Raw genomic sequence first — 21,593 nt, 5'->3', positions numbered from 1 at the left:
GGGGCGGTCGAAAGGATGAGTAGGAATAGGAAGTTATTCAGTGTCAGCCTGCTGGCACTGGTCGTCAGCGGTTGTGCAGTCACCAGCCAGCCCATCGACCGTAGCGTCAGTGAGCAGCGCGCCAAGAGCGATCTGTACGAAATGTACAAGGACCAGGAGGCCCTGAACGGCCCGCTGACCCTGCACCAGGCCATGGCCCGTGCGGTGAAGTACAACCTTGAAGCGCGCTTGAAGGTCATGGAAGAGGCCCTGGCGCACCGTCAGCTGGACCTGGCCAGCTACGACATGCTGCCGCGCATGGCGCTGTCGGCCGGCTATGCCGGGCGCAGCAACGTCAGTGCGTCCAGCAGTGAGAGTGTGCAAACCGGCACCCAGTCTCTCGAACCCTCGACCTCGCAGGACCGCAACCGTCGTGTGGCGGACCTGACCATGGTGTGGAACGTACTCGACTTCGGCGTCAGCTACATCAGTGCCAAACAGCAGGGCGACCAGCGCCTGATCGTCCAGGAACGTCGGCGCAAGGTGGTCAATACCATCGTCCAGGACGTACGTTCTGCCTACTGGCGCGCAGTGGCTGCCGAGCGCCTGCTCAAGCAGATCGACAGCCTCATGGCGCGTGTCGATCAGGCTCGCGACAACAGCCAGCGGATGAGCGACCAGCGCATCGGCGATCCCGTGCAGGCGCTGAGCTACCAGCGCTCGCTGATCCAGGCCACCCGGCAGCTGGAAGAGCAGCGCAAGGCGCTGTCACTGGCCAAGACCGAGCTGGCCACCCTGATCAACCTGGCACCGGGTACCTCCTTCACCCTGGCCACCAGCGACGACTATTCGATCCCGGAATTGAAGGTCGACCTGGGTGTGCTGGAAAACGAAGCCCTGGCGACCCGCCCGGAACTGCGCGAGCAGGACTACCAGACCCGCATCAGCGCGGCGGAAACCCGCAAGGCCATGCTGCGCCTGTTGCCTGGCCTGGAGTTCTCGGCCGGCGGCCATTACGACAGCAACTCCTTCCTGGTCAACGACAAGTGGGCAGACTTCGGCGTCAAGGTGACCTGGAACCTGTTCAACGTGCTCTCCGCCCCGGCCGCCATCGACGTGGCCAAGGCCGGTGAAGACGTGGCTGCTGCGCGTCGCCAGGCGATGTCGGTGGCGGTGCTGGCCCAGCTGTATGTCGCCAAGGCCAACTATCAGGAAGCCCTGCGCCAGTTCAAGACCAGCCAGCAATTGGCGAACATCGACGGTCAGATCGTCGGCCAACTGCGCAGCCGTCACCAGGCTGCCGGGATTGGCGAGCTGGAGTTGATCCAGGGCGAGCTGAACACCTTGCAGGCCGACCTGCGTCGCGACCTGGCCTATGCCGACCTGCGTAACGCCTACGGGCAGATCTTCGCCAGTGCCGGTCTCGACCCGCTGCCCGCCCAGCTGTCCTCCACCGAAGTGCAGGCCATCGCCGGTGCGCTGGCCAGCCAGGAGTCGAAATGGGCCGCCGGTGACATCGCTGCCGCCCAGTCGCCCAAGGCGCCTGCGGCCAAGTGACAGACGCCCGGTATCGGGCCGAGCTGCCGCTGTTCTCCCGCCTGCCTGCGACAGTCGACCTCGGGTTGCTGTTGCAGGCCTTGGCCCGTATCGAGGCAGCGGCCTGGAAGGCGCACTTCAATACGGGCTACTACGAAGGCGAGTGGTCCGGCGTAACGCTTCTGGCCCCCGCCAACGAGCGGGTCGAACTGGCGCTGGGCACGGGTGAAACCGTCGAGCGCGACGCCTGGTGCCGAGATCCGCGCTGGGCCAAGGCACTGGCATACCTCGACCTGGACATTCGCAGCGCCCGACTGCTGCGCCTGGGGCCAGGCAGCAAGATCCACCCGCACCGTGACTACGATCTCGACGGCCCGGAGGCCGACCGCCGCTTGCACATCCCCCTGGTCAGCTCGGATGAGGTGGATTTCATGCTGCAGACCCATCGCGTGCCCATGCGCGCCGGCGAGCTGTGGTTTCTCGACCTGGCCAGGCCACACAGCGTCGATAACTGGGGCACGGCGGCGCGGGTGCACCTGGTGCTCGATTGCCGACCAGGTGACTGGCTGGAGCGACAGATTCAGGCGGGGCTGGACACCACTCCTGCGCCGGGCATTGGCCGCGCGGCGCGTGACTTCGCTACCTTGCGCTCGCTGCTGCATGCCCAACCCCATCTGTGTGAACCCTTGCAGGCCATCACCGAGGCCGAGGCGTTCGTCACCCAGCTGGTCGAGCTGGGTCGTGCTCAGGGCCTGAGCTTTGGTGCTGGCGATGTGCGCGCAGCCATGCGCGAAGGGCGCAGAAGCTGGAGCCAGCAATGGACAGCCTGAAAGGCTGGCTGCCCATTCGGATCTGGCAGCAGGACGGCCAGTGGTGGGTGGACTGGTGCTGGTTTGGCCAGCAGCCTCTGGAGCAACCGTTCTTTCGCGATGCCGTGGAACAGGCGCTGCGCTTGCCGTTCAACCAGGCCTTGCGTCGGCAAACGCCGCTGCAGGTGCTGTGTGAGTGGCCAGTGGCGGATATTCAACCGGTCGCCTTCATCCACCATGCATCGCGCTGTGGCTCGACCCTGGTGTGCCAGATGCTGGCCTGTCTCGACGCGTTCATCGTCATTTCCGAGGCACCGCCTGTCGACACGCTGCTGCGTGCGAACATGGCACCGGTGCTGCGGCAAGCGGCCTTGCGCGGGCTGCTGGCGGCCTATGGTCAGGCTCGCCGAGGCACCGAGCGGGCGCTGGTGATCAAGCACGATGCCTGGAACATCGGTGAACTGCCGCTGATGCGCGAGGTGTTTCCCCAGGTGCCATGGCTGTTCATCTACCGCGACCCGCTGGAAATCGCCGTGTCGCATCGGCGTGCCCCCGGCATGCACATGGTGCCTGGCATGATTGGTGCCAGTTGCCTGGACGACCCCGCTCATGACCCGGCCTGCCGCGAGGATTTCATCGCCGGGCGGGTGGGGCGCACGCTGGCGCTGGGGCTGGAGCAATGCCGGAGGGCCGGCGGCTGGGCGCTCGACTATCGCGATGTGCTTGAAGCCATGCACGGCCCGCTGGGCGACTTGCTGGGCCTCACGGCGCAGGACCGCGAGACGGCCCGGGCGGCGAGCCGACAGCATGCCAAGCAGCCCGCGCAGGTGTTCGTGGGCGACAGTCAGCACAAGCAGGAGGAGGCCAGCGAGCTGCTCAAGGCCAGGGTCGAGCATTGGGCGCGGGCGGCCTACAGCGGCCTGCAGCAGCTTGGACGCGGACGGGCTCCTGACCATTAACTTCAGCGTAACGATCCGCCGCTCAGCTTGATTGATGCCTGGCCCGGCGGCTTCTAAGGTGACCCACGACAGCGAACCTCGTGGAGTGACCATGACAACGATAAATAACCCCGACGCGCGCTGGTCGCGGCGTCGCAGCGAGAAACAGCGACGCCTGGACCAGGTCCGGCCCTTGGCCGATGGTGTGGTGATTCCCACCGAGAACATCGTCGCTGCGTTGCAGGCGCTGCTGGTGCCCGGTGATCGGGTGGTGCTGGAGGGCAACAACCAGAAGCAGGCCGACTTCCTGTCCCGTTCGCTGGTCAAGGTCGACCCCGGCAAGGTCCACGACCTGCACATGATCATGCCCAGCGTCGGCCGTTCCGAGCACCTGGACCTCTTCGAACGCGGTATCGCCCGCAAGCTGGACTTCTCCTTCGCCGGTACCCAGAGCCTGCGCATCAGCCAGTTGCTGGAAGACGGGCTGCTGGAAATCGGCGCCATCCACACCTACATCGAACTCTACTCGCGCCTGGTGGTGGACCTGATCCCCAACGTGGTGCTTTCGGCCGGCTTCATGGCCGACCGCGCCGGCAACATCTACACCGGCCCTAGCACCGAAGACAGCCCGGCGCTGATCGAGCCGGCGGCGTTCAGCGACGGCATCGTCATCGTCCAGGTCAACCAGCTGGTGGATGACGTCAGCGACCTGCCGCGCGTCGACATCCCGGCCTCCTGGGTCGACTTCGTGGTGGTCGCCGACAAGCCGTTCTACATCGAGCCGCTGTTCACCCGCGACCCCCGGCACATCAAGCCGGTGCATGTGCTGATGGCGATGATGGCGATCCGTGGCATCTACGAGAAACACAACGTTCAGTCGCTCAACCACGGTATCGGCTTCAACACCGCCGCCATCGAGCTGATTCTGCCCACCTACGGCGAATCCCTGGGCCTGAAAGGCAAGATCTGCCGCAACTGGACCCTCAACCCGCACCCCACCTTGATTCCCGCCATCGAGAGCGGCTGGGTGCAGAGCGTGCATTGCTTCGGCACCGAACTGGGCATGGAGAACTACGTGGCGGCGCGCCCCGACGTGTTCTTCACCGGCCGCGACGGCTCGCTGCGTTCCAACCGCCAGCTCTGCCAGCTGGCCGGGCAGTACGCCGTGGACCTGTTCATCGGCGCCACCCTGCAGGTCGATGGCGATGGCCATTCCTCCACCGTCACCCGTGGCCGCCTGGCCGGCTTCGGCGGCGCGCCGAACATGGGCCATGACCCGCGTGGCCGCCGTCACGGCACCCCGGCCTGGCTGGACATGCGCACCGCAACCGGCGACGGTCCGGCGGCCTACCTGGAGCGCGGCAAGAAACTGGTGGTGCAGATGGTCGAGACCTTCCAGGAGGGCGGCAAACCGACCTTCGTCGACACCCTGGACGCGGTGGAAGTGGCGAAGAAAAGCGGCATGCCGCTGGCGCCGATCATGATCTACGGCGACGACGTCACCCACCTGCTCACCGAAGAAGGCATCGCCTACCTGTACCGCGCGCGCAGCCTGGAAGAGCGCCGCGCGATGATCGCTGCGGTGGCCGGGGTCACCGCCATCGGCCTGCGCCACGACCCGAAAGAGACCGCACGGTTGCGTCGTGAAGGGCTGATCGCATTGCCCGAAGACCTTGGCATTCGCCGCACCGACGCCAGCCGCGAGCTGCTGGCGGCCAAGAGCATCGCCGACCTGGTCGAATGGTCCGGCGGCCTGTACAACCCGCCTGCCAAATTCAGGAGCTGGTGATGAACGCCTTGCCTATTCATCGGGCCGAGCTGTCGCGGGCCGATCAGCTGGCCGACCTGGCCGTCGCCGCGCTGATTGACGAAGCCGAACTGTCGCCCAAGCCGGCGCTGGTCGACCGACGCAGCAGTGGTGCCCACCACGACATGCACCTGGGGCTGATGCAGGCCTCGGCGCTGTCGCTGTGGCCAGCCTTCCAGCAGATGGCCGAAGCCGCTGTGCGGCGCGGCGCCATCGACCGGACCCTGCGGGAAACCCTGGGGCGTCTGGGCCGTGAAGGCGAAGCCGACATGCTGCGCACCACCGGCGGCGTGAACACGCATCGCGGGGCGATCTGGGCCTTGGGCCTGCTGGTGGCGGGTGCGGCGCTGGACCCCGCCGACGGCTCGGCCTCCGGCGTGTGCCGCCGCGCCGCGCAACTGGCGTTGATCGACGACCCTCACGCCGGTTCGGTGCCCAGCCATGGCCGCGCGGTGGCGCAGCGCTACGGCAACGGCGGCGCTCGCGAACAAGCGCAACGGGGCTTTCCGGCAGTGACCGGCCAGGGCCTGCCGCAACTGCGCCGCAGCCGCGCCCAAGGCAGCGGCGAGCAGAACGCCCGGTTGGATGCGCTGTTGGCGATCATGACCACCCTGGACGACACCTGCGTGCTGCACCGCGCCGGGCCAGAAGGGCTGCAGGCCATGCAGCAGGGCGCACGACGTGTCCTGGAGGCCGGTGGCAGCGCCAGCCTGGCCGGGCGTCGTCAGTTGCAGGCATTGGACCGTGAGCTGGTGGGCCTGAATGCCTCACCGGGCGGCGCCGCCGACCTGTTGGCCGCCTGTCTGTTCATCGATGGCCTGGAGCCTGCGCTCGGCCACGTTTCGAGGAGTAACTGAGCATGGAAACCCTGCAATTCGAATTTCCCGCCGGACAACCGCCCCGTGGCCGGGCGCTGGTCGGCTGTGTCGGCTCCGGTGACCTGGAAGTGCTGATCGAACCGGGTCAGCCGGGCAAGCTGGCGATCCGCGTGGTGACTTCGGTCAGCGGCGCCGCATCGCGTTGGCAGCATCTGTTCGAGCGCATGTTCGACGGCCAGACCCCGGCGGCGCTGAACATCGACATCCACGACTTCGGCGCCACGCCGGGGGTGGTGCGCCTGCGCCTGGAACAAGGCTTCGAGGAGGTCGGCCATGACTGATACCGCACGTTTGCTCAACCAGCAGAGCTTCATCGAACTCGGTGCGCGGCAGCGGGCCAAGGCGCTGCTGGATGCCGGCAGCTTTCGTGAACTGCTCGACCCCTTCCAGCGCGTGATCTCGCCCTGGCTGCCGCAGCAGGGTGTGGTGCCGCAAGCCGACGACGGGGTGGTGGTCGGCAAAGGCACCCTGGACGGTCGCCCGGTGGTGATCGCCGCCATCGAAGGCGCCTTCCAGGGCGGCAGCATGGGGGAGGTGGGCGGCGCCAAGATGGCCGGTGCCCTGGAGCTGGCGGCCGAAGACAACCGCCGCGGCATCCCCACCGCCGCGATTCTGCTGCTGGAGACCGGTGGCGTGCGCCTGCAGGAAGCCAACCTGGGCCTGGCAGCGATTGCCGAGATCCAGGCGGCGATCGTCGACCTGCGCCAGTACCAGCCGGTGATCGGGGTGATTGCCGGTAGCGTGGGTTGCTTCGGTGGCATGTCCATCGCCGCCGGGCTGTGCAGCTACCTGCTGGTGACCCGTGAAGCCCGCCTGGGCCTCAACGGCCCGCAAGTGATCGAGCAGGAAGCCGGCATCGAGGAATACGACTCCCGCGACCGGCCTTTCATCTGGAGCCTGACCGGCGGTGAGCAGCGTTTCGCCAGTGGCCTGGTGGACGGTTTTGCCGCCGACGACAGCGCGGCGATCCGTCAGCAGGTGGCCGGTTGGCTGCAGCAGGGCGTACCCGCCCGGCACCGCAGCGGTGACTACGAGGCTTACCTGGGCAAGCTCGCCGAGCTGGACACCACGCCGCAGATCGACCCGCAGACCGTGCGCAACCTCTACACAGGAGCCCGCCCATGAGCGCCTCGCAACGTGGTGAAAACTGGTTCGCCGCCCTGACCGACGGCGCGCCGCGCATCGACGGCCTGCCGGCTTCGGTGCTGGCGGCCGATGGCCGGCTGGGCGATGCCGCGGTACGTTTCCTGGCGGTCATCCCGCACAGTGGCAACCCGTTCCCCCGCGCCCGTCAGGGCGAGGTCGGTCTGCTGGAAGGCTGGGGACTGGCCAAGGCCGTAGATCAGGCCATCGAGCTAGACCGCGACCAGGCGGTAAAACGTGCGCTGGTGGCGATCATCGACGTGCCCAGCCAGGCCTATGGCCGCCGCGAGGAAGCGCTGGGCATCCACCAGGCGCTGGCCGGAGCGGTAGACAGCTATGCACGGGCGCGCCTGGCCGGCCACCCGGTCATCGGTCTGCTGGTCGGCAAGGCAATGTCCGGTGCCTTCCTGGCCCACGGTTACCAGGCCAACCGCCTGATCGCCCTGCGTGATCCCGGTGTCATGGTGCACGCCATGGGCAAGGCCTCGGCGGCGCGGGTGACCCTGCGCAGCGTCGAGGAACTGGAGACGTTCGCCGCCCGCATCCCGCCCATGGCCTACGACATCGACAGCTACGCCAGCCTGGGCCTGCTCTGGGAAACCCTCAGCGTTACGCAGATCGACCGGCCTCAGGCACAGGACCTGGCCCAGGTGTGCCAAGTGCTGGCGTCGGCCATCGAAGATGTGCGGCGCAGCGGCACTGACTTGCGCGGTCGCCTCGGCGCTGCCCATCGCGCCGCCTCGACCAGGGTCCGGGAACTGCTGCGGGAGCAGTGGTAATGCACGGCCCACTGCCGCACGACCTGCTCTGGGGCATGCCCCGGCTCGACGCTGCGCCCGCCTGGGTGCACGCGGTGCTGGAGCAGGGCCAGCCGGTGGTGGTGCGCCGCGAGGCGCTGGCGGCCGACCTGGTGGCGGTGGGCATTCGTGGGCCGCGCCGCGACCAGCGCTATGCTGCTGGCCTGCCGCGTGCGGCCATCCGGCGCCGGGTCAGCCCGGAGCAACTGGCCAGTGTCGAGGCCGAAGGTGACTGGCCGGCCTTGCAGGCGCTGCGCCAGTTGCGCCCGCTGTTCGATGCCCTGGGCCTGGTCTGGGGGGTGGGTGGCAGCGCCGGTTACCAACTGGCGACCGGCCTCACCGTGTTGCACCAGGGCAGCGACCTGGACCTGATCCTGCGCACCCCGCAGCACCTGTCGCGGGGTTGGGCCGCCGAACTGGTCGCCGAGCTGGAGCGGGCGGCATGCCGGGTCGACGTACAACTGCAACTGCCTGCCGGTGGCCTGGCGCTGCGCGAATGGGCCGGTACGGCGCGGCAGGTGATGCTCAAGACCGACCACGGCGCGCGTCTGGTCAGCAATCCTTGGCAACCGCTGGAGGCCTGTGCATGAGCAGCCTGTGGGTGTTCCCCGGCCAGGGCGCGCAGAAGCCCGGCCTGCTGCATCGGCTGCCCGACGCGGGTGTCGTGCGCGACACCCTGGCGCGGGCCAGTGCGGTGCTGGGCGAGGACGCTCTGACGCTGGACAGCGAAGTGGCGTTGCGCGGCACCCGTGCCGTGCAGCTGTGCCTGCTGATCGCCGGGGTGGCAGCGGCCCGACTGCTGCGTGAGCAGGGCTGTACCCCGGAATTCGTGGCCGGGTTGTCCATCGGCGCCTATCCGGCGGCCGTGGTCGCCGAGGCTGTGGATTTCGACGACGCCCTGCGTCTGGTGGCGCTGCGTGGTCAGTTGATGCAGGACGCCTATCCCGAGGGTTACGGCATGACCGCGATCCTCGGCCTGGAGCAACACGAGGTCGAGGCGCTGCTGGCCAAGGCCGAGGGGCCGGTGTACCTGGCCAATATCAATGCCGAGCGGCAGATGGTGATCGCCGGTAGCGATGCCGCGATGCAGCTGGTGGCGACGCTCGCCAAGGCCGCTGGCGCCAGCGGCACCAAGCGCCTGGCGGTCAGCGTGCCGTCGCATTGCGCGCTGCTCGACGCCCCGGCGCGGCAGCTGGCCGAGGCTTTCGCCGCGGTCGAGGTGCGTATGCCACGGCTGCGCTACCTGAGCGGCACCACGGCCCGGCCGGTGGTGCAGCCCGAGCGGCTGCGCGACGACCTGGCCTTCAACATGTGCCGGGTCATCGACTGGCGCAGCACCGTGGAAACCGCCCACGAGCGGGGCGTCACGCTACAGATCGAGATGCCGCCAGGGGCGGTGCTCACCGGCCTGGGTCGCAAGGTTCTGCAACGGGCCACGCTGACCGCCTTCGACGGCGCCCGCCTGGACAGCCTGATCGCGCTATCGCGAGAGGAGGGAAGCCGCCACCCATGAGATGAAATCCGCAAGCGACTGCTAAGAAGCACAAGAACAACAACTTCGGCAAAGCAATTGAGGAATAACAACAATGATTATCTATGGTGTGGCGTTTCTGGCGTTCTGTACCCTGGCCGGCATTTTCATCGGCGAGGTCCTTGGCAAACTCATCGGCGTACCGGCCAACGTCGGCGGTGTCGGCATCGCCATGCTGCTGCTGATCGGCCTGGGCAGCTACCTGAGCAAACGCGGCGTACTCAACGCCAAGTCCGAACAGGGCGTGGAGTTCTGGAGCGCGGTGTATATCCCTATCGTGGTGGCCATGGCGGCCCAGCAGAACGTCTACGGCGCTCTCAAGGGCGGCCCTATGGCGATCCTCGCGGGCACCCTGGCGGTGGCCGTGGCCTTTGCCCTGGTGCCGGTGCTCAACCGCATGAACAGCCGTTCCAGCGAGCCGCAAGCCGTGGCTCCCAGCAAGACGGCGGGGTGACCGGCATGCATGACGCACTCATGAAAGTGGCCAGCGGCTACGGCCTGGTCGGCGGCTTCGCCATCATCGGCATCACCATGTGGGTCTCCTACTGGTTCTCCAACCGATTCACCAAAGGTCGGCTGCACGGCTCCGCCGTGGCGATTCTGCTTGGCTTGCTCCTGGCCTATATCGGCGGGGCCATGACTGGCGGGCAGAAAGGTGTGGTCGACCTGCCGCTGTTGTCCGGCATCGGCCTGCTGGGCGGCGCCATGTTGCGTGACCTGGCGATCGTCGCCACGGCCTTCGGCGTGAACGTCGGTGAACTCAAACGCGCGGGTGTGGCCGGTGTGCTGTCGCTGTTCGTCGGCATCGGCACGTCCTTCATCGCTGGGGTGGGTGTGGCCATGGCTTTCGGGTACACCGACGCGGTGAGCCTGACCACCATCGGTGCGGGGGCGGTGACCTATATCGTCGGCCCGGTGACCGGTGCCGCCATCGGCGCCAGTTCCGATGTCATGGCCCTGTCGATTGCCGCCGGGTTGATCAAGGCGATTCTGGTGATGGTCGCCACCCCGTTCGTAGCGCCCTTCATCGGCCTGAACAACCCAGGCAGCGCAGTGATCTTCGGCGGGCTGATGGGCACCTCCAGCGGCGTGGCCGGCGGCCTGGCGGCCACCGATCCGAAACTGGTGCCTTATGGTTGCCTGACCGCTGCCTTCTACACCGCGCTGGGCTGCCTGATGGGACCTTCGGTGCTGTATTTCGCCATGCGCGGGCTGGTGGGTTGATGGCGATACCAGCCGTTGCACATGCTGGCTTTTGTTGGCGAGCTTGCTCGCGAAGAGGCCGGCAAAGTCACTGCATCGGCTGTGAACATGACGCAGCCTTCGCGAGCAAGCTCGCTCCAACGGGGATTAATGGCCTCTATACCCCGGAAAAGCGGCTAAGCCTGGCCCTGGCTGCGGCTGGCGTACATGCGGCACTCGGCGACCAGGGCCAGCAGGTTCGGGTCGCGCTCGCGGGACTTGAGGAACACCACGCCGATGTCCTGCTGCATGCGGTAACGCGCCTGCAGCGGGATCAAGCGCACGCGGTTCTCGTATACGGCAGCGATGCGCCCTGGCAGCAGGGCGTAACCGACGCCGGAACTGACCATGCTCAGCAGGGTGAAGATGTCGTTGACCTGCATCGCCACCTTCGGCTCGAAGCCGGCCTGCTGGAACACGCGAATGCCATCGCGATGGGTGGCGAAGCCTTGGGTGAGGGTGATGAAGGTTTCTTCACGCAGGTCGGCAAGGTCCACTTCGGCATGCCCGGCGAATGCCGAGTCGGCGGGTACGGCCAGGAAGATATCGTCGGAGAACAGTGCCAGGTGATCGCAGTCCGGGTCGTTGACGTTCTCGTCCAGCGACACCAGCATCGCGTCCACTTCCATGTTCTTGAGTTTGTACAGCAGGTCCATGTTCGAGCCCAGCACCAGGTCGATGTTCAGCTCGCTGCGGCGCAGTTTCAGGCCCATGATCAGCTGCGGCACGGTGCGCACCGTCAGCGAATACAACGCCCCCAGGCGAAAGCGCGCCGCCGAGAAGCCAGCGGCCTGGCGGGTCTGTTCTACGGCGCCGAGTACGTCCTGCACCAGCTTCTGGGCATGTTCTTCGAGCACGTAGGCGCTTTCCAGCGGTGTCAGGTTGCGCCCCTCGTGCTTGAACAGCGGGCAGCGCAGCGCGCTTTCCAGGGAGTGAATGGCGCGGTGTACGCTGACGTTGCTGGTCTGCAGCTCGGCGGCGGCGCGGCTGAGATTGCCGGTGCGCATGAACGCCAGGAAGATTTCCAGTTTCTTGAGGGTCAGTTCGTCGTCGATCTGCATGTCCGGGCCGTGGGTGGGGCGGGCCTTCGATTGTGCCCAAGCCGGCTGACAAAATCCGCACGATGTGGGTCGCGGGCTTTGATTCTGTCACACAAATTCCTTATAACCAGCGTTACCCATGGTCACAAAGGTCGACATCACCGATGTACTACGGAGAGAAATTCAACGCCTGGACTCACCTGGTCGGCGCCGTGCTGGCCGCCGTCGGCGCCATCTGGCTGCTGGTGCTGGCGGGCATGCAACAGGACGTGTGGAAGATCGTCAGCGTGGCGATCTACGGCGTCTGCCTGGTGGCGCTGTACAGCGTCTCGACGGTCTACCACAGCGTGCGCGGGCGCGCGAAACGCATCATGCGCAAGGTCGACCACTTTTCCATCTACCTGATGATCGCCGGCAGCTACACGCCGTTCTGCCTGGTGTCGCTGCGCGGCCCCTGGGGCTGGAGCCTGTTCGGGGTGGTGTGGGGGCTGGCGCTGATCGGCATCCTGCAGGAAATCAAGCCGCGCTCCGAAGCACGCATTCTTTCGGTGATCATCTACGCGGTGATGGGCTGGGTGGTACTGGTCGCGGTCAAGCCGTTGCTGGCCTCACTGGGCAGCGCCGGGTTCTTCTGGCTGGCCGGCGGCGGGGTGCTGTACACCGTCGGCATTCTGTTCTTCGCCTTCGATCACATTCGCCACTGGCATGGCATCTGGCACCTGTTCGTGATCGCCGGCAGCCTCATGCACTTCGTGGCGATCTGGTTCTACGTGCTCTGAATCTGGAAGCGCGCGGTCCGGAGGTGGTGTGACGCCGTACTTTGTGGGAGCGAGCTTGCTCGCGAAGGGCTTCACACCGCACCCGGCCTTATCGCGAGCAAGCTCGCTTTAACGGCGCCCCGGCGCCATCCGCGTCAGAGATCGCCCCACAGGTGCTGGGCCACGCTCAGCGCCACCACCGGGGCGGTTTCGGTGCGCAGCACGCGGGGGCCGAGGCGGGCGGCGTGGTAGCCGGCGGCCTTGGCCTGCTCCACCTCTGCATCGCTCAGGCCGCCTTCCGGGCCGATCAGGAAAGCCAGGCGCTGCGGGGCAGGGTGGCTGCTCAGCGCTTCGGCCACCGGGTGCAATACCAGCTTGAGGTCGGCTTCGGTGCGCTGCAGCCACTCGCTCAGCGGCATCGGCGGGTGAATCACCGGCACCACCGAGCGCCCGCATTGTTCGCAGGCACTCACCGCGATCTGCTGCCAGTGCGCCTGGCGTTTCTCGGCGCGCTCGTCCTTCAGGCGCACCTCGCAGCGCTCGCTGATGATCGGGGTGATTTGCGCCACGCCCAGCTCGGTGGCCTTCTGGATCGCCCAGTCCATGCGCTCGCCCCGCGACAGGCCCTGGCCCAGGTGAATGCGCAGCGGCGACTCCGGTTGCCCGGCCAGGGCTTCATCCAGCTGCACGCGCACCTGCTTCTTGCCCACTTCCAGCAGGGTGCCGCGGTATTCCTGGCCGGAGCCATCGAACAGCTGCAACGCCTGGCCCTCGCTCATGCGCAGCACGCGACCGATGTAGTGCGCCTGGGCCTCAGGCAGGGTGTGCTCGCCCAGGCTCAGCGGGGCGTCGATGAAGAAGCGGGACAGTCTCATGCGGGGTCTCTGGTCAAAACGTCAGGGCAAAGTGATCAGGCATTTCGGCAATCGCTTCAGCCGGGGTCGCGGAAGTCCGGGTGAAAGCCTTCCGGCACCGCCACGCTGATGCTTTCCCGGGTGGCGATGTCGATGCCTTCGCTGGCCACTTCGGCAAGGAAGTCGATCTGCTCCGGGGTAATCACGTAGGGCGGCAGGAAATACACCACGTTGCCCAGCGGGCGCAACAGGGCACCGCGGCTCAGGGCGTGCTGGAACACTTTCAGGCCACGACGTTCCTGCCAGGGGTAGGCAACCTTGCCGGCCTTGTCCTTGACCATCTCGATGGCCAGGGCCATGCCGGTCTGGCGCACTTCGGCCACGTGCGGGTGGTCGGCCAGGTGCGCGGTGGCACTGCCCATGCGCGCCGCCAGGGCCTGGTTGGCCTGGATGACGTTGTCCTGTTCGAAGATGTCCAGGGTCGCCAGGGCCGCTGCGCAGGCCAGCGGGTTACCGGTGTAGCTGTGCGAATGCAGGAAGGCGCGCAGGGTCGGGTAGTCGTCGTAGAAGGCGCTGTACACGTCATCGGTGGTCAGGCACGCCGCCAGCGGCAGGTAGCCGCCAGTGAGCGCCTTGGACAGGCACAGGAAGTCCGGGCGGATGCCGGCCTGTTCGCAGGCGAACATCGTCCCGGTACGGCCGAAGCCCACCGCGATCTCGTCGTGGATCATGTGCACGCCGTAGCGGTCGCAGGCTTCGCGCAGCAGCCTGAGGTACACCGGGTGATACATGCGCATGCCGCCGGCACCCTGGATCAACGGCTCGACGATCACCGCCGCGACGCTGGCGTGATGCTCGGCCAGGGTCTGCTCCATGGCCTGGAACATCGTGCGCGAATGCTCTTCCCAGCTCACCCCCTCGGGGCGGTGGTAGCAGTCCGGGCTCGGCACCTTGAGGGTATCGAGCAGCAGCGACTTGTAGGTTTCGGTGAACAGCGCCACGTCGCCTACCGACATCGCCGCCACGGTTTCGCCGTGGTAGCTGTTGGTCAGGGTGACGAAGCGTTTCTTTTCCGGCTGGCCACGGTTGAGCCAGTAATGGAAGCTCATCTTCAGCGCCACTTCGATGCACGACGAGCCGTTGTCGGCATAGAAGCAGCGGGTCAGCCCTTCCGGGGTCAGTTGCACCAGGCGCTCGGACAGCTCGATCACCGGTTGGTGGCTGAAGCCGGCGAGGATCACATGCTCGAGCTGGTCGACCTGGTCCTTGATGCGCTGGTTGATGCGCGGGTTGGCGTGGCCGAACACATTGACCCACCAGGAACTGACCGCATCCAGGTAACGCTGGCCGTCGAAGTCTTCCAGCCACACGCCCTCACCCCGGCGGATCGGGATCAGCGGCAGTTGTTCGTGGTCTTTCATCTGCGTGCAGGGGTGCCACAGCACCGCCAGGTCACGCTGCATCCACTGGTCGTTCAGGCCCATTGGACAATCTCCATCAAGCGAATCGGCCAAGACTAGAGAAGAGCCGGGTCCGGAACAACCTTTGAGCGCTGGCAGGCCTTTGGCCACTCACGTATGCTCGCCGCTCCTCGCGTCATTTGTTGAAATTTCCCACACTTTTTATCGGAGTTTGCGCAATGCGTTCTGCCTGGCTGCGCGGCTGTGCACTGTTGTTGATTGGGCTGGTCAGCGCCAATGCGCTGGCCAACGACAAACCTCGTACCGCTATCGTCGTCGGCGCTGGCCTGGCCGGCCTGACCGCCGCCTATGAACTGCAGGCAAAGGGCTGGCAGGTCACCCTGCTGGAAGCCAAGGGCAGCACCGGCGGACGTTCGGGCCTGGCCACCAGCGAGTGGATCGGCAACGCCAAGGCGCAGCCGCTGGTCAACCAGTACCTGGAGCGCTTCAAGCTCGCCAGCGTGCCGGCCCCTGAGTTCGTGCGCACGCCCAGCTACCTGATCGACGGCGTGCACTTCACGACCGCCGACCTGGCCGCCAAGCAGCCGGCCACCGCCGAGGCGCTCAAGCGTTACGAAGACACCCTGGACAACCTGGCGCGTTCCATCGACGACCCGGAGAACCCGGCCGCCAACAGCACCCTGTTCGCCCTGGACCAGATCAACGTGGCCAACTGGCTGGACCGTCAGAACCTGCCGGAAACCGCCCGCCAGCTGGTCAACCAGCAGATTCGCACCCGCTATGACGAACCATCGCGCCTGTCGCTGCTCTACTTGGCCCAGCAGACCCGCGTGTATCGCGGTGTCGACGACCGTGACCGGCGCGCTGCGCGCCTGCCCGGCGGCAGTGTGGTACTGGCCGAAGCCTTCGCCAAGCAATTGAAGTCGATCAAGACCCAGTCGCCGGTGTCGGCAATCATCCAGGACAAGGACAGCGTCACCGTCAAGGTCGGCAACATCGGCTACAGCGCCGACTACGTGGTGGTCGCCGTACCGCTGCGCGCCCTGGCCAAGATCCAGATGACCCCGGCACTGGGCGACAAGTACGTGGGTGCGATCCGTGGCACCAACTACGGCTGGCGCGACCAGATCATGCTCAAGTTCAAGACCCCGGTGTGGGACAGCAAGGCGCGCATGTCGGGCGAGATCTTCAGCAACACCGGTCTGGGCATGCTGTGGATCGAGCCGGCGCTCAAGGGCGGCGCCAACGTGGTGATCAACCTGTCCGGCGACAATGCGCGGATCATGCAGGCCTTCGGCGACAAGCAGCTGGTCGACCAGGTGCTGATTCGCCTGCACGCCTTCTACCCGCAGGCGCGTGGCGCCTACACCGGCTACGAGATCCGTCGCTACAGCGTCGACCCGGGCATGGGCGGCTCTTACCTGGCCTACGGCCCGGGGCAGATCAGCAAGTTCTGGCGCGTGTGGGAAAAGCCCGTGCAGCGTGTCGCCTTTGCCGGCGAGCACACCGATGCCCTGTACCCCGGCACCCTGGAAGGCGCGCTGCGCAGCGGTCAGCGCGCGGCCAGCCAAGTGCAGGACCTGGCGGCTGGCAAGTCGTTCGAACCCAAGGTCATCCCACCGGTACCGGCCCCGGCCGTGGCACCGGCGAAGAAAGACGAGCAACCGGGTTTCTTCTCGCGGCTATTCGGTGGCAGTGATGAAAAACCGGTGGAAAAACCTGCCGAACCGACCGTTGCTCCGGCGCCCGCCCAGAGTCCAGCCCCCGCACCGGCCCCGGTCGTGCCTGCTGTAGCTCCGGCCCCTGCCGCCGCCCCGGCACCCGCCGCACCTGCCAAGGATGCAGTGAAGAAAGACGCGGCGAAAAAGCAACCGGTGAGCAAAGACGCCACTCACAAAGCGCCGGCGAAGAAAGAAGCGGTCAAGAAAGAACCGGCCAAAAAAGAGCCCGTGAAGAAAGAACCGGTGAAAAAGGCCCCGGCCAAGACCGACGCGCCCAAGACCGACACCAGCGGCACCTGACCGCTGGCTAAGGCCAATGCAATTCGGTTAGGCCGGGTAGGTAGCGGCTTCAGCCGCGAAGCGACTACATGTTCACAGCAGATGCGGTGAATTTTCTGGCGCTTTCGCGGCTGAAGCCTACAGGTCAGCGTGATTTGCTCTCGAGCAAACCGTGCCACTGCCGAGTTCCGCTCAAGCGGTACGGACTTCGCTCAACAGCTCGGGGTGTCTGTCCAGTACCTTGAGCAGCTTCACCAGGGCCACGGGGGGCTTGGCCTTGCCGTTTTCATAACGTGAGAAAGCGTTGACCCCACCGCCAAAGATTTCTCCGGCTTCGCGTTGATCGAGGCCGAGTTTCTTGCGCACGCCGCTGATGAACCCCGGATCCACCATCGATGCGTTGACCTGTTTGTTAAAGGCCAGCATTGCCTGACTGACGCGTGTCGATTCTTCGGTGTCGAGAATGGCTTCAGCGCATTCGCTGCAGAACTCGCCATTCACCGCATCAATTGTCGTGTGTTGGCCTTTGTAGAGATAGGGCAGGTCGCGAATGTCGTGGGCCAGTTCGCCAACTGCGCAGAAGGGGCATTTCATGTTCATGATTCCTTGAAGGATACGATGAGCACGTCTTCGATCACGGTCAGCTTCAGGTAGATCTCACCGACTTGGGTGTGTGTTCGGTACACGTCCTGCCAGATCCTGTGATTGGAGTGGGTCGCCATGCTCTTGCAGAAGTCTGCCGGGGTCAAAGACATCACAACCTTCAGGATTCCATTGAAATCCAGCCCCAACGCCGCACCGCCCATGAGTGCTGTTCTCGTGGAGCGAACATTTCCGGCTTCGATCAACTTTCTTACGGTGGATAGCCTGCTATGAGGCAGCCGCTTCTCCATTAAATTCACGCTAACCTAGTAGGTTATTCATGGCAAGGGAGCGGTGACTCTACTGTGCGCTGCGTGACCTGTTTATCAGGAGATGGCTGTTTGTTTTGAGGGAGATTTCCATTTCGTTGTGCTGACTTGCCTGGGCAGCTACCAGGCAAGCCAGCGGAGCCATCACTGCTTGTTGTCGAGCAGGAAATTCCCCGGTCCACCGCCTTCCAGCGTCGGTACTTCGGCCTCGTCCTTGAGGTCCACACCCGACAACTGGCGGCGGCAGGCCTCGCGCATCAGGTACATCAGCCGGTAGGCGGCCATACCGTAGCTCAGGCCCTCCAGCCGCACGTTGGAGATGCAGTTGCGGTAGGCGTCGTTGAGACCGACCTTCGGTGCCCAGGTAAAGTACAGGCCCAGGCTGTCTGGCGAGCTGAGCCCCGGGCGTTCGCCGATGAGGATCACGCTCATCTTCGCGCCCAGGCGTTCACCCACTTCGTCGGCCACGGCCACCCGGCCCTGTTGCACCAAGGTGATGGGCGCCAGCGACCAGCCTTCGGCGCGCACCTGCTCCAGCAGTTTTTCCAGAAATGGCCAGCTGTGGCGCTGCACGGCCAGGGACGACAGGCCGTCAGCGATCACAATCGCCAGGTCATGGCCCTTGCCGTGTTGGGCGGCATGCTCATCGAGCCGCTGTGCCGACTCCTCATTGAGCCGCCGGCCAAGGTCCGGGCGTTGCAGGTAGGTGTGGCGGTCGGGCGCGGCGCTGTGCAGCAGCAGCGTGTCGAGCTGACGCTGCTGCAGCTGTTCGCTGATGGCTGTGTGGTCGAAGGGCAGGTGCACCGCGTCGCGGGCCTGGGCGTGGGCGAACTGGAAATCCAGCTGCGCGGCAGTGGGCAGGCTGGTGCCGGCGCGACCCAGGGCGATGCGCGCCGGGGTCAGCTGGCGCAGGTGTTGCCAGGGGTTGGCGGTGGCGGGGGATTTGTCGGCCATGCTTACCTCGTCAAGCCAGTTGCGCCAGGGCCTGGCGGAAGGCCGGTGGCAGTTCTTCGCCCATGCGCAGCTGGCCACCCTGTTGCTGGAAGATACCCATGCGTGCCAGCCACTGCTCGAACTCCGGTGCGGCGTGCAGGCCCAGCACCTTGCGGGCGTACAGCGCATCGTGGAACGAGGTGGTCTGGTAGTTGAGCATCACGTCGTCGGAGCCGGGAATGCCCATGATGAAGTTGATACCCGCCGCGCCCAGCAGGGTCAGCAGCACGTCCATGTCGTCCTGGTCGGCTTCGGCGTGGTTGGTGTAGCAGATGTCGCAGCCCATGGGCACGCCCAGCAGCTTGCCGCAGAAGTGGTCTTCCAGGCCGGCGCGGATGATCTGCTTGCCGTTGTACAGGTACTCCGGGCCGATGAAACCGACCACGGTGTTGACCAGGAACGGGTTGAAGTGCCGGGCCACGCCATAGGCGCGGGTCTCGCAGGTCTGCTGGTCGACGCCATGGTGGGCGTTGGCCGACAGCGCGCTGCCCTGGCCGGTCTCGAAGTACATCAGGTTGTTGCCCAGGGTGCCGCGCTTGAGGCTCAGGCCAGCTTCGTAGCCTTCCTGCAGCACCTTGAGGCTGACCCCGAAGCTGGCGTTGGCCGCCTCGGTGCCGGCGATGGACTGGAACACCAGGTCCAGCGGCGCACCGCGCTCGATGGCGGCGATGGAGCTGGTGACGTGGGTCAGCACGCAGGACTGGGTAGGAATCTGGTAGCGCTGGATGATGGCGTCGAGCATCTCCAGCAGGGTGCAGATCGAACTCATGCTGTCGGTGGCCGGGTTGATGCCGATCATGGCGTCGCCGTTACCGTACAGCAGGCCGTCGACGATGCTGGCGGCAATGCCCGCCGGGTCGTCGGTGGGGTGGTTGGGCTGCAGGCGCGTGGACATCCGCCCGCGCAGGCCCTGGGTATTGCGAAAGCGTGTTTCCACGCGGGTCTTCTGCGCCACCAGTACCAGGTCCTGGATGCGCATGATCTTCGACACCGCCGCGACCATTTCCGGGGTCAGGCCGGGCGCCAGGGCCTTCAGGCTGGCTTCGTCGGCCTGTTCGCTGAGCAGCCAGTCGCGCAGCCCGCCCACCGTGAGGTGGCTGACCGGGGCGAAGGCGCGGGTGTCGTGGGTGTCGATGATCAACCGGGTGACTTCGTCCTTCTCGTACGGAATCACCGCTTCCTGCAGGAAGTGCTTGAGCGGCACGTCGGCCAGGGCCATCTGTGCGGCGGTACGTTCGGCGTCGTTCTGCGCGGCGACCTCAGCGAGAAAGTCGCCGGAACGCGCCGGGCTGGCCTTGGCCATCAGTTCGCGCAGGCTCTCGAAGCGCCAGGTCATGTGGGCGAGGGTGTGGGTAAATCCGGCCATCGGGGGTCTCCTGTCACGGCCACTGGGCACCTCATTTAAACGACCGCCTGCCAGTGCTGGCGTTCGCAGAGGTGCCCATTGCCTGCGTGGGCGCCTGGCGATCAGCGCAACGATTGCTCGGCAGCCTGGATGGCAGCGAACTCTTCTTCCGGCGTACCGGAAACCAGGTGATGCCGGCTGTACAGCGCGAAGTAGGCGATCAACAGAGCGTAGATCACCGCCGCCCCGATCACGACCCGTGGGTCGACCAGGAAGCCTGCGACCAACGCCACGGCGGCCAGCACCAGGGCTACCGACGAAGTCAGCACGCCGCCAGGGGTCTTGTACGGGCGGGGCATGTCCGGGCGGCGTACGCGCAGGGTGATGTGCGCGGCCATCATCATCACGTAGGACAGTGTGGCGCCGAACACCGCCACCAGGATCAGCAGGTCGCCCTGGCCGGTCAGCGACAGGCCGAAGCCGATGATGCCAGGCACCACCAGGGCCATCACCGGCGCCTTGTTGCGGTTGGTCAGCGACAGGCCGCGCGGCAGGTAGCCGGCCCGCGACAGGGCGAAGATCTGCCGCGAGTAGGCGTAGATGATCGAGAAGAAGCTGGCGATCAGACCGGCCAGGCCGACCAGGTTGACGAACTGGCTCATCCAGGTGGAACCGCCGTAGACCTTGACCAGCGACTCCACCAGCGGGTTGCCGGAAGCCACCAGCGCCTGGGCACCGGCGGCGCCAGGGCCGACCAGCAGGATCAGCCCGGCGAAGGCCAGCAGCACCAGCATCGCGCCGATCAGGCCGCGCGGCAGGTCACGCTGCGGGTTCTTGGTTTCTTCGGCGGCCAGTGGCACGCCTTCGACGGCCAGGAAGAACCAGATGGCATAGGGCAGCGCGGCCCAGATGCCCATGTAGCCGAATGGCAGGAAGCTGCTGGCGCCCTTGGCCTCGGTGGCCGGGATGTCGAACAGGTTGCTGACCTGGAAGTGTGGCGCCATCGACAGGATGTACACGGCCAGGGCAATGGCGGCCACGGCGGTAATGGCGAACATCAGCTTCAGTGCTTCGCCGGCGCCCAGAATGTGGATGCCGATGAACACCACGTAGAACACCAGGTAGATCACCCAGCCGCCGATACCGAACAGCGACTCGCAGTAGGCACCGATGAAGCAGGCGATGGCTGCCGGGGCGATGGCGTACTCGATGAGGATCGCCGTGCCGGTCAGAAAGCCGCCCCAAGGGCCGAAGGCCGTGCGGGTGAAGCCGTAGCCGCCACCGGCGGTGGGGATCATCGACGACAGCTCGGCCAGCGAGAAGCACATGCACAGGTACATGGTCGCCATCAGCAGGGTGGCGATGAACATGCCGCCCCAGCCCCCTTGGGCCAGGCCGAAGTTCCAGCCGGCGTAGTCACCGGAAATCACGTAGGCGACGCCCAGGCCGATCAGCAGTACCCAGCCGGCGGCGCCCTGCTTGAGCTGGCGGCTGGCGAAGTAGTCGGCGCTCACGGCCTCGGTTTCCACACCGCCTTGCGAGGGCGGTGTGGCAAGGGTTTCTTTGGACATGTCAGGTCTCCTTCAAGCGCCCGCCGCCGGGCGGCGGGGC

At 66.0% G+C, this 21,593-nt stretch carries 22 protein-coding genes; 14 read left to right on the top strand and 8 right to left on the bottom strand.

Annotated elements, in window-relative coordinates:
* The first annotated feature begins 15 nt into the window (after nucleotides 1-15).
* The 12 genes from QZ497_RS20190 (at nucleotide 16) to madM (ending at nucleotide 10,642) form a co-directional block, all read left to right on the top strand.
* Nucleotides 16-1,536: a TolC family protein gene (locus tag QZ497_RS20190; protein WP_295478687.1), complete on the top strand. Its 1,521-nt coding sequence runs from the start codon at nucleotides 16-18 to the stop codon at nucleotides 1,534-1,536.
* Nucleotides 1,533-2,345 (top strand): aspartyl/asparaginyl beta-hydroxylase domain-containing protein, encoded by an 813-nt coding sequence (locus QZ497_RS20185; RefSeq protein ID WP_295478685.1) that lies wholly within the window; start codon nucleotides 1,533-1,535, stop codon nucleotides 2,343-2,345. Before QZ497_RS20190 ends, QZ497_RS20185 begins: the two co-directional genes overlap by 4 nt.
* Complete coding sequence (locus QZ497_RS20180; RefSeq protein ID WP_295478682.1) at nucleotides 2,333-3,283, top strand: sulfotransferase family protein; 951 nt, start codon at nucleotides 2,333-2,335, stop codon at nucleotides 3,281-3,283. Before QZ497_RS20185 ends, QZ497_RS20180 begins: the two co-directional genes overlap by 13 nt.
* A gap of 91 nt (nucleotides 3,284-3,374) precedes the next feature.
* Complete coding sequence (gene mdcA, locus QZ497_RS20175; RefSeq protein WP_295478679.1) at nucleotides 3,375-5,051, top strand: malonate decarboxylase subunit alpha; 1,677 nt, start codon at nucleotides 3,375-3,377, stop codon at nucleotides 5,049-5,051.
* Complete coding sequence (locus QZ497_RS20170; protein ID WP_295478676.1) at nucleotides 5,051-5,926, top strand: triphosphoribosyl-dephospho-CoA synthase; 876 nt, start codon at nucleotides 5,051-5,053, stop codon at nucleotides 5,924-5,926. Before mdcA ends, QZ497_RS20170 begins: the two co-directional genes overlap by 1 nt.
* A 2-nt stretch (nucleotides 5,927-5,928) precedes the next feature.
* Nucleotides 5,929-6,228 carry a malonate decarboxylase subunit delta gene (locus QZ497_RS20165; protein ID WP_295478673.1) on the top strand — a complete coding sequence of 100 codons (300 nt, stop codon included), beginning with the start codon at nucleotides 5,929-5,931 and terminating at the stop codon, nucleotides 6,226-6,228.
* The gene (locus tag QZ497_RS20160; RefSeq protein ID WP_295478670.1) at nucleotides 6,221-7,072 is read left to right on the top strand and encodes a biotin-independent malonate decarboxylase subunit beta; all 852 of its coding nucleotides are present in this window, start codon (nucleotides 6,221-6,223) and stop codon (nucleotides 7,070-7,072) included. The genes QZ497_RS20165 and QZ497_RS20160 overlap by 8 nt, the downstream gene beginning before the upstream one ends.
* Entirely contained in the window at nucleotides 7,069-7,869 is an 801-nt protein-coding gene (mdcE, locus tag QZ497_RS20155) for a biotin-independent malonate decarboxylase subunit gamma (RefSeq protein ID WP_295478667.1), read from the top strand. Before QZ497_RS20160 ends, mdcE begins: the two co-directional genes overlap by 4 nt.
* On the top strand, nucleotides 7,869-8,477 hold the full coding sequence (locus tag QZ497_RS20150; protein WP_295478664.1) for a malonate decarboxylase holo-ACP synthase: 609 nt from the start codon (nucleotides 7,869-7,871) through the stop codon (nucleotides 8,475-8,477). The genes mdcE and QZ497_RS20150 overlap by 1 nt, the downstream gene beginning before the upstream one ends.
* On the top strand, nucleotides 8,474-9,400 hold the full coding sequence (mdcH, locus tag QZ497_RS20145) for a malonate decarboxylase subunit epsilon (RefSeq protein ID WP_295478661.1): 927 nt from the start codon (nucleotides 8,474-8,476) through the stop codon (nucleotides 9,398-9,400). The genes QZ497_RS20150 and mdcH overlap by 4 nt, the downstream gene beginning before the upstream one ends.
* Nucleotides 9,401-9,473: 73 nt before the next feature.
* On the top strand, nucleotides 9,474-9,872 hold the full coding sequence (madL, locus tag QZ497_RS20140) for a malonate transporter subunit MadL (protein WP_295478658.1): 399 nt from the start codon (nucleotides 9,474-9,476) through the stop codon (nucleotides 9,870-9,872).
* Nucleotides 9,873-9,877: 5 nt separating this feature from the next.
* Nucleotides 9,878-10,642 carry a malonate transporter subunit MadM gene (gene madM, locus QZ497_RS20135; protein WP_295478655.1) on the top strand — a complete coding sequence of 255 codons (765 nt, stop codon included), beginning with the start codon at nucleotides 9,878-9,880 and terminating at the stop codon, nucleotides 10,640-10,642.
* Between the two features lie 155 nt (nucleotides 10,643-10,797).
* Here madM and QZ497_RS20130 read toward each other — a convergent pair whose 3' ends face one another.
* Nucleotides 10,798-11,721: a LysR substrate-binding domain-containing protein gene (locus QZ497_RS20130; RefSeq protein WP_295478651.1), complete on the bottom strand. Its 924-nt coding sequence runs from the start codon at nucleotides 11,719-11,721 to the stop codon at nucleotides 10,798-10,800.
* 143 nt (nucleotides 11,722-11,864) lie between these two features.
* Between QZ497_RS20130 and QZ497_RS20125 the strand changes: the two genes are divergently transcribed.
* Nucleotides 11,865-12,479 carry a hemolysin III family protein gene (locus tag QZ497_RS20125; protein ID WP_295478648.1) on the top strand — a complete coding sequence of 205 codons (615 nt, stop codon included), beginning with the start codon at nucleotides 11,865-11,867 and terminating at the stop codon, nucleotides 12,477-12,479.
* Nucleotides 12,480-12,613: 134 nt separating this feature from the next.
* On the opposite strand, the gene QZ497_RS20120 is transcribed toward QZ497_RS20125, so the two are convergent.
* Nucleotides 12,614-13,333 (bottom strand): 16S rRNA (uracil(1498)-N(3))-methyltransferase, encoded by a 720-nt coding sequence (locus tag QZ497_RS20120; RefSeq protein WP_295478645.1) that lies wholly within the window; start codon nucleotides 13,331-13,333, stop codon nucleotides 12,614-12,616.
* Between the two features lie 56 nt (nucleotides 13,334-13,389).
* Complete coding sequence (locus QZ497_RS20115) at nucleotides 13,390-14,796, bottom strand: adenosylmethionine--8-amino-7-oxononanoate transaminase (RefSeq protein WP_295478642.1); 1,407 nt, start codon at nucleotides 14,794-14,796, stop codon at nucleotides 13,390-13,392.
* 155 nt (nucleotides 14,797-14,951) lie between these two features.
* Between QZ497_RS20115 and QZ497_RS20110 the strand changes: the two genes are divergently transcribed.
* Nucleotides 14,952-16,754 (top strand): FAD-dependent oxidoreductase, encoded by a 1,803-nt coding sequence (locus QZ497_RS20110; RefSeq protein ID WP_295478639.1) that lies wholly within the window; start codon nucleotides 14,952-14,954, stop codon nucleotides 16,752-16,754.
* 171 nt (nucleotides 16,755-16,925) lie between these two features.
* On the opposite strand, the gene QZ497_RS20105 is transcribed toward QZ497_RS20110, so the two are convergent.
* The 5 genes from QZ497_RS20105 to eat form a co-directional block, all read right to left on the bottom strand.
* Complete coding sequence (locus QZ497_RS20105; protein ID WP_295478636.1) at nucleotides 16,926-17,327, bottom strand: type II toxin-antitoxin system MqsA family antitoxin; 402 nt, start codon at nucleotides 17,325-17,327, stop codon at nucleotides 16,926-16,928.
* Between the two features lie 2 nt (nucleotides 17,328-17,329).
* The gene (locus tag QZ497_RS20100) at nucleotides 17,330-17,626 is read right to left on the bottom strand and encodes a type II toxin-antitoxin system MqsR family toxin (RefSeq protein WP_295478633.1); all 297 of its coding nucleotides are present in this window, start codon (nucleotides 17,624-17,626) and stop codon (nucleotides 17,330-17,332) included.
* A gap of 162 nt (nucleotides 17,627-17,788) precedes the next feature.
* Nucleotides 17,789-18,598 carry an ethanolamine ammonia-lyase subunit EutC gene (eutC, locus tag QZ497_RS20095; protein WP_295478630.1) on the bottom strand — a complete coding sequence of 270 codons (810 nt, stop codon included), beginning with the start codon at nucleotides 18,596-18,598 and terminating at the stop codon, nucleotides 17,789-17,791.
* Between the two features lie 10 nt (nucleotides 18,599-18,608).
* A complete protein-coding gene (locus QZ497_RS20090) occupies nucleotides 18,609-20,003 on the bottom strand; it encodes an ethanolamine ammonia-lyase subunit EutB (RefSeq protein ID WP_295478627.1) in 1,395 nt (464 codons plus the stop codon).
* Between the two features lie 101 nt (nucleotides 20,004-20,104).
* Nucleotides 20,105-21,553: an ethanolamine permease gene (gene eat / locus QZ497_RS20085; protein WP_295478625.1), complete on the bottom strand. Its 1,449-nt coding sequence runs from the start codon at nucleotides 21,551-21,553 to the stop codon at nucleotides 20,105-20,107.
* Nucleotides 21,554-21,593: the final 40 nt, after the last annotated feature.

Source organism: uncultured Pseudomonas sp. (genome assembly GCF_913777995.1).
Taxonomy (GTDB): domain Bacteria; phylum Pseudomonadota; class Gammaproteobacteria; order Pseudomonadales; family Pseudomonadaceae; genus Aquipseudomonas.
The sequence above is the reverse complement of the archived record's forward strand: the minus strand, read 5'-3'. Positions and strand labels throughout refer to the sequence as shown.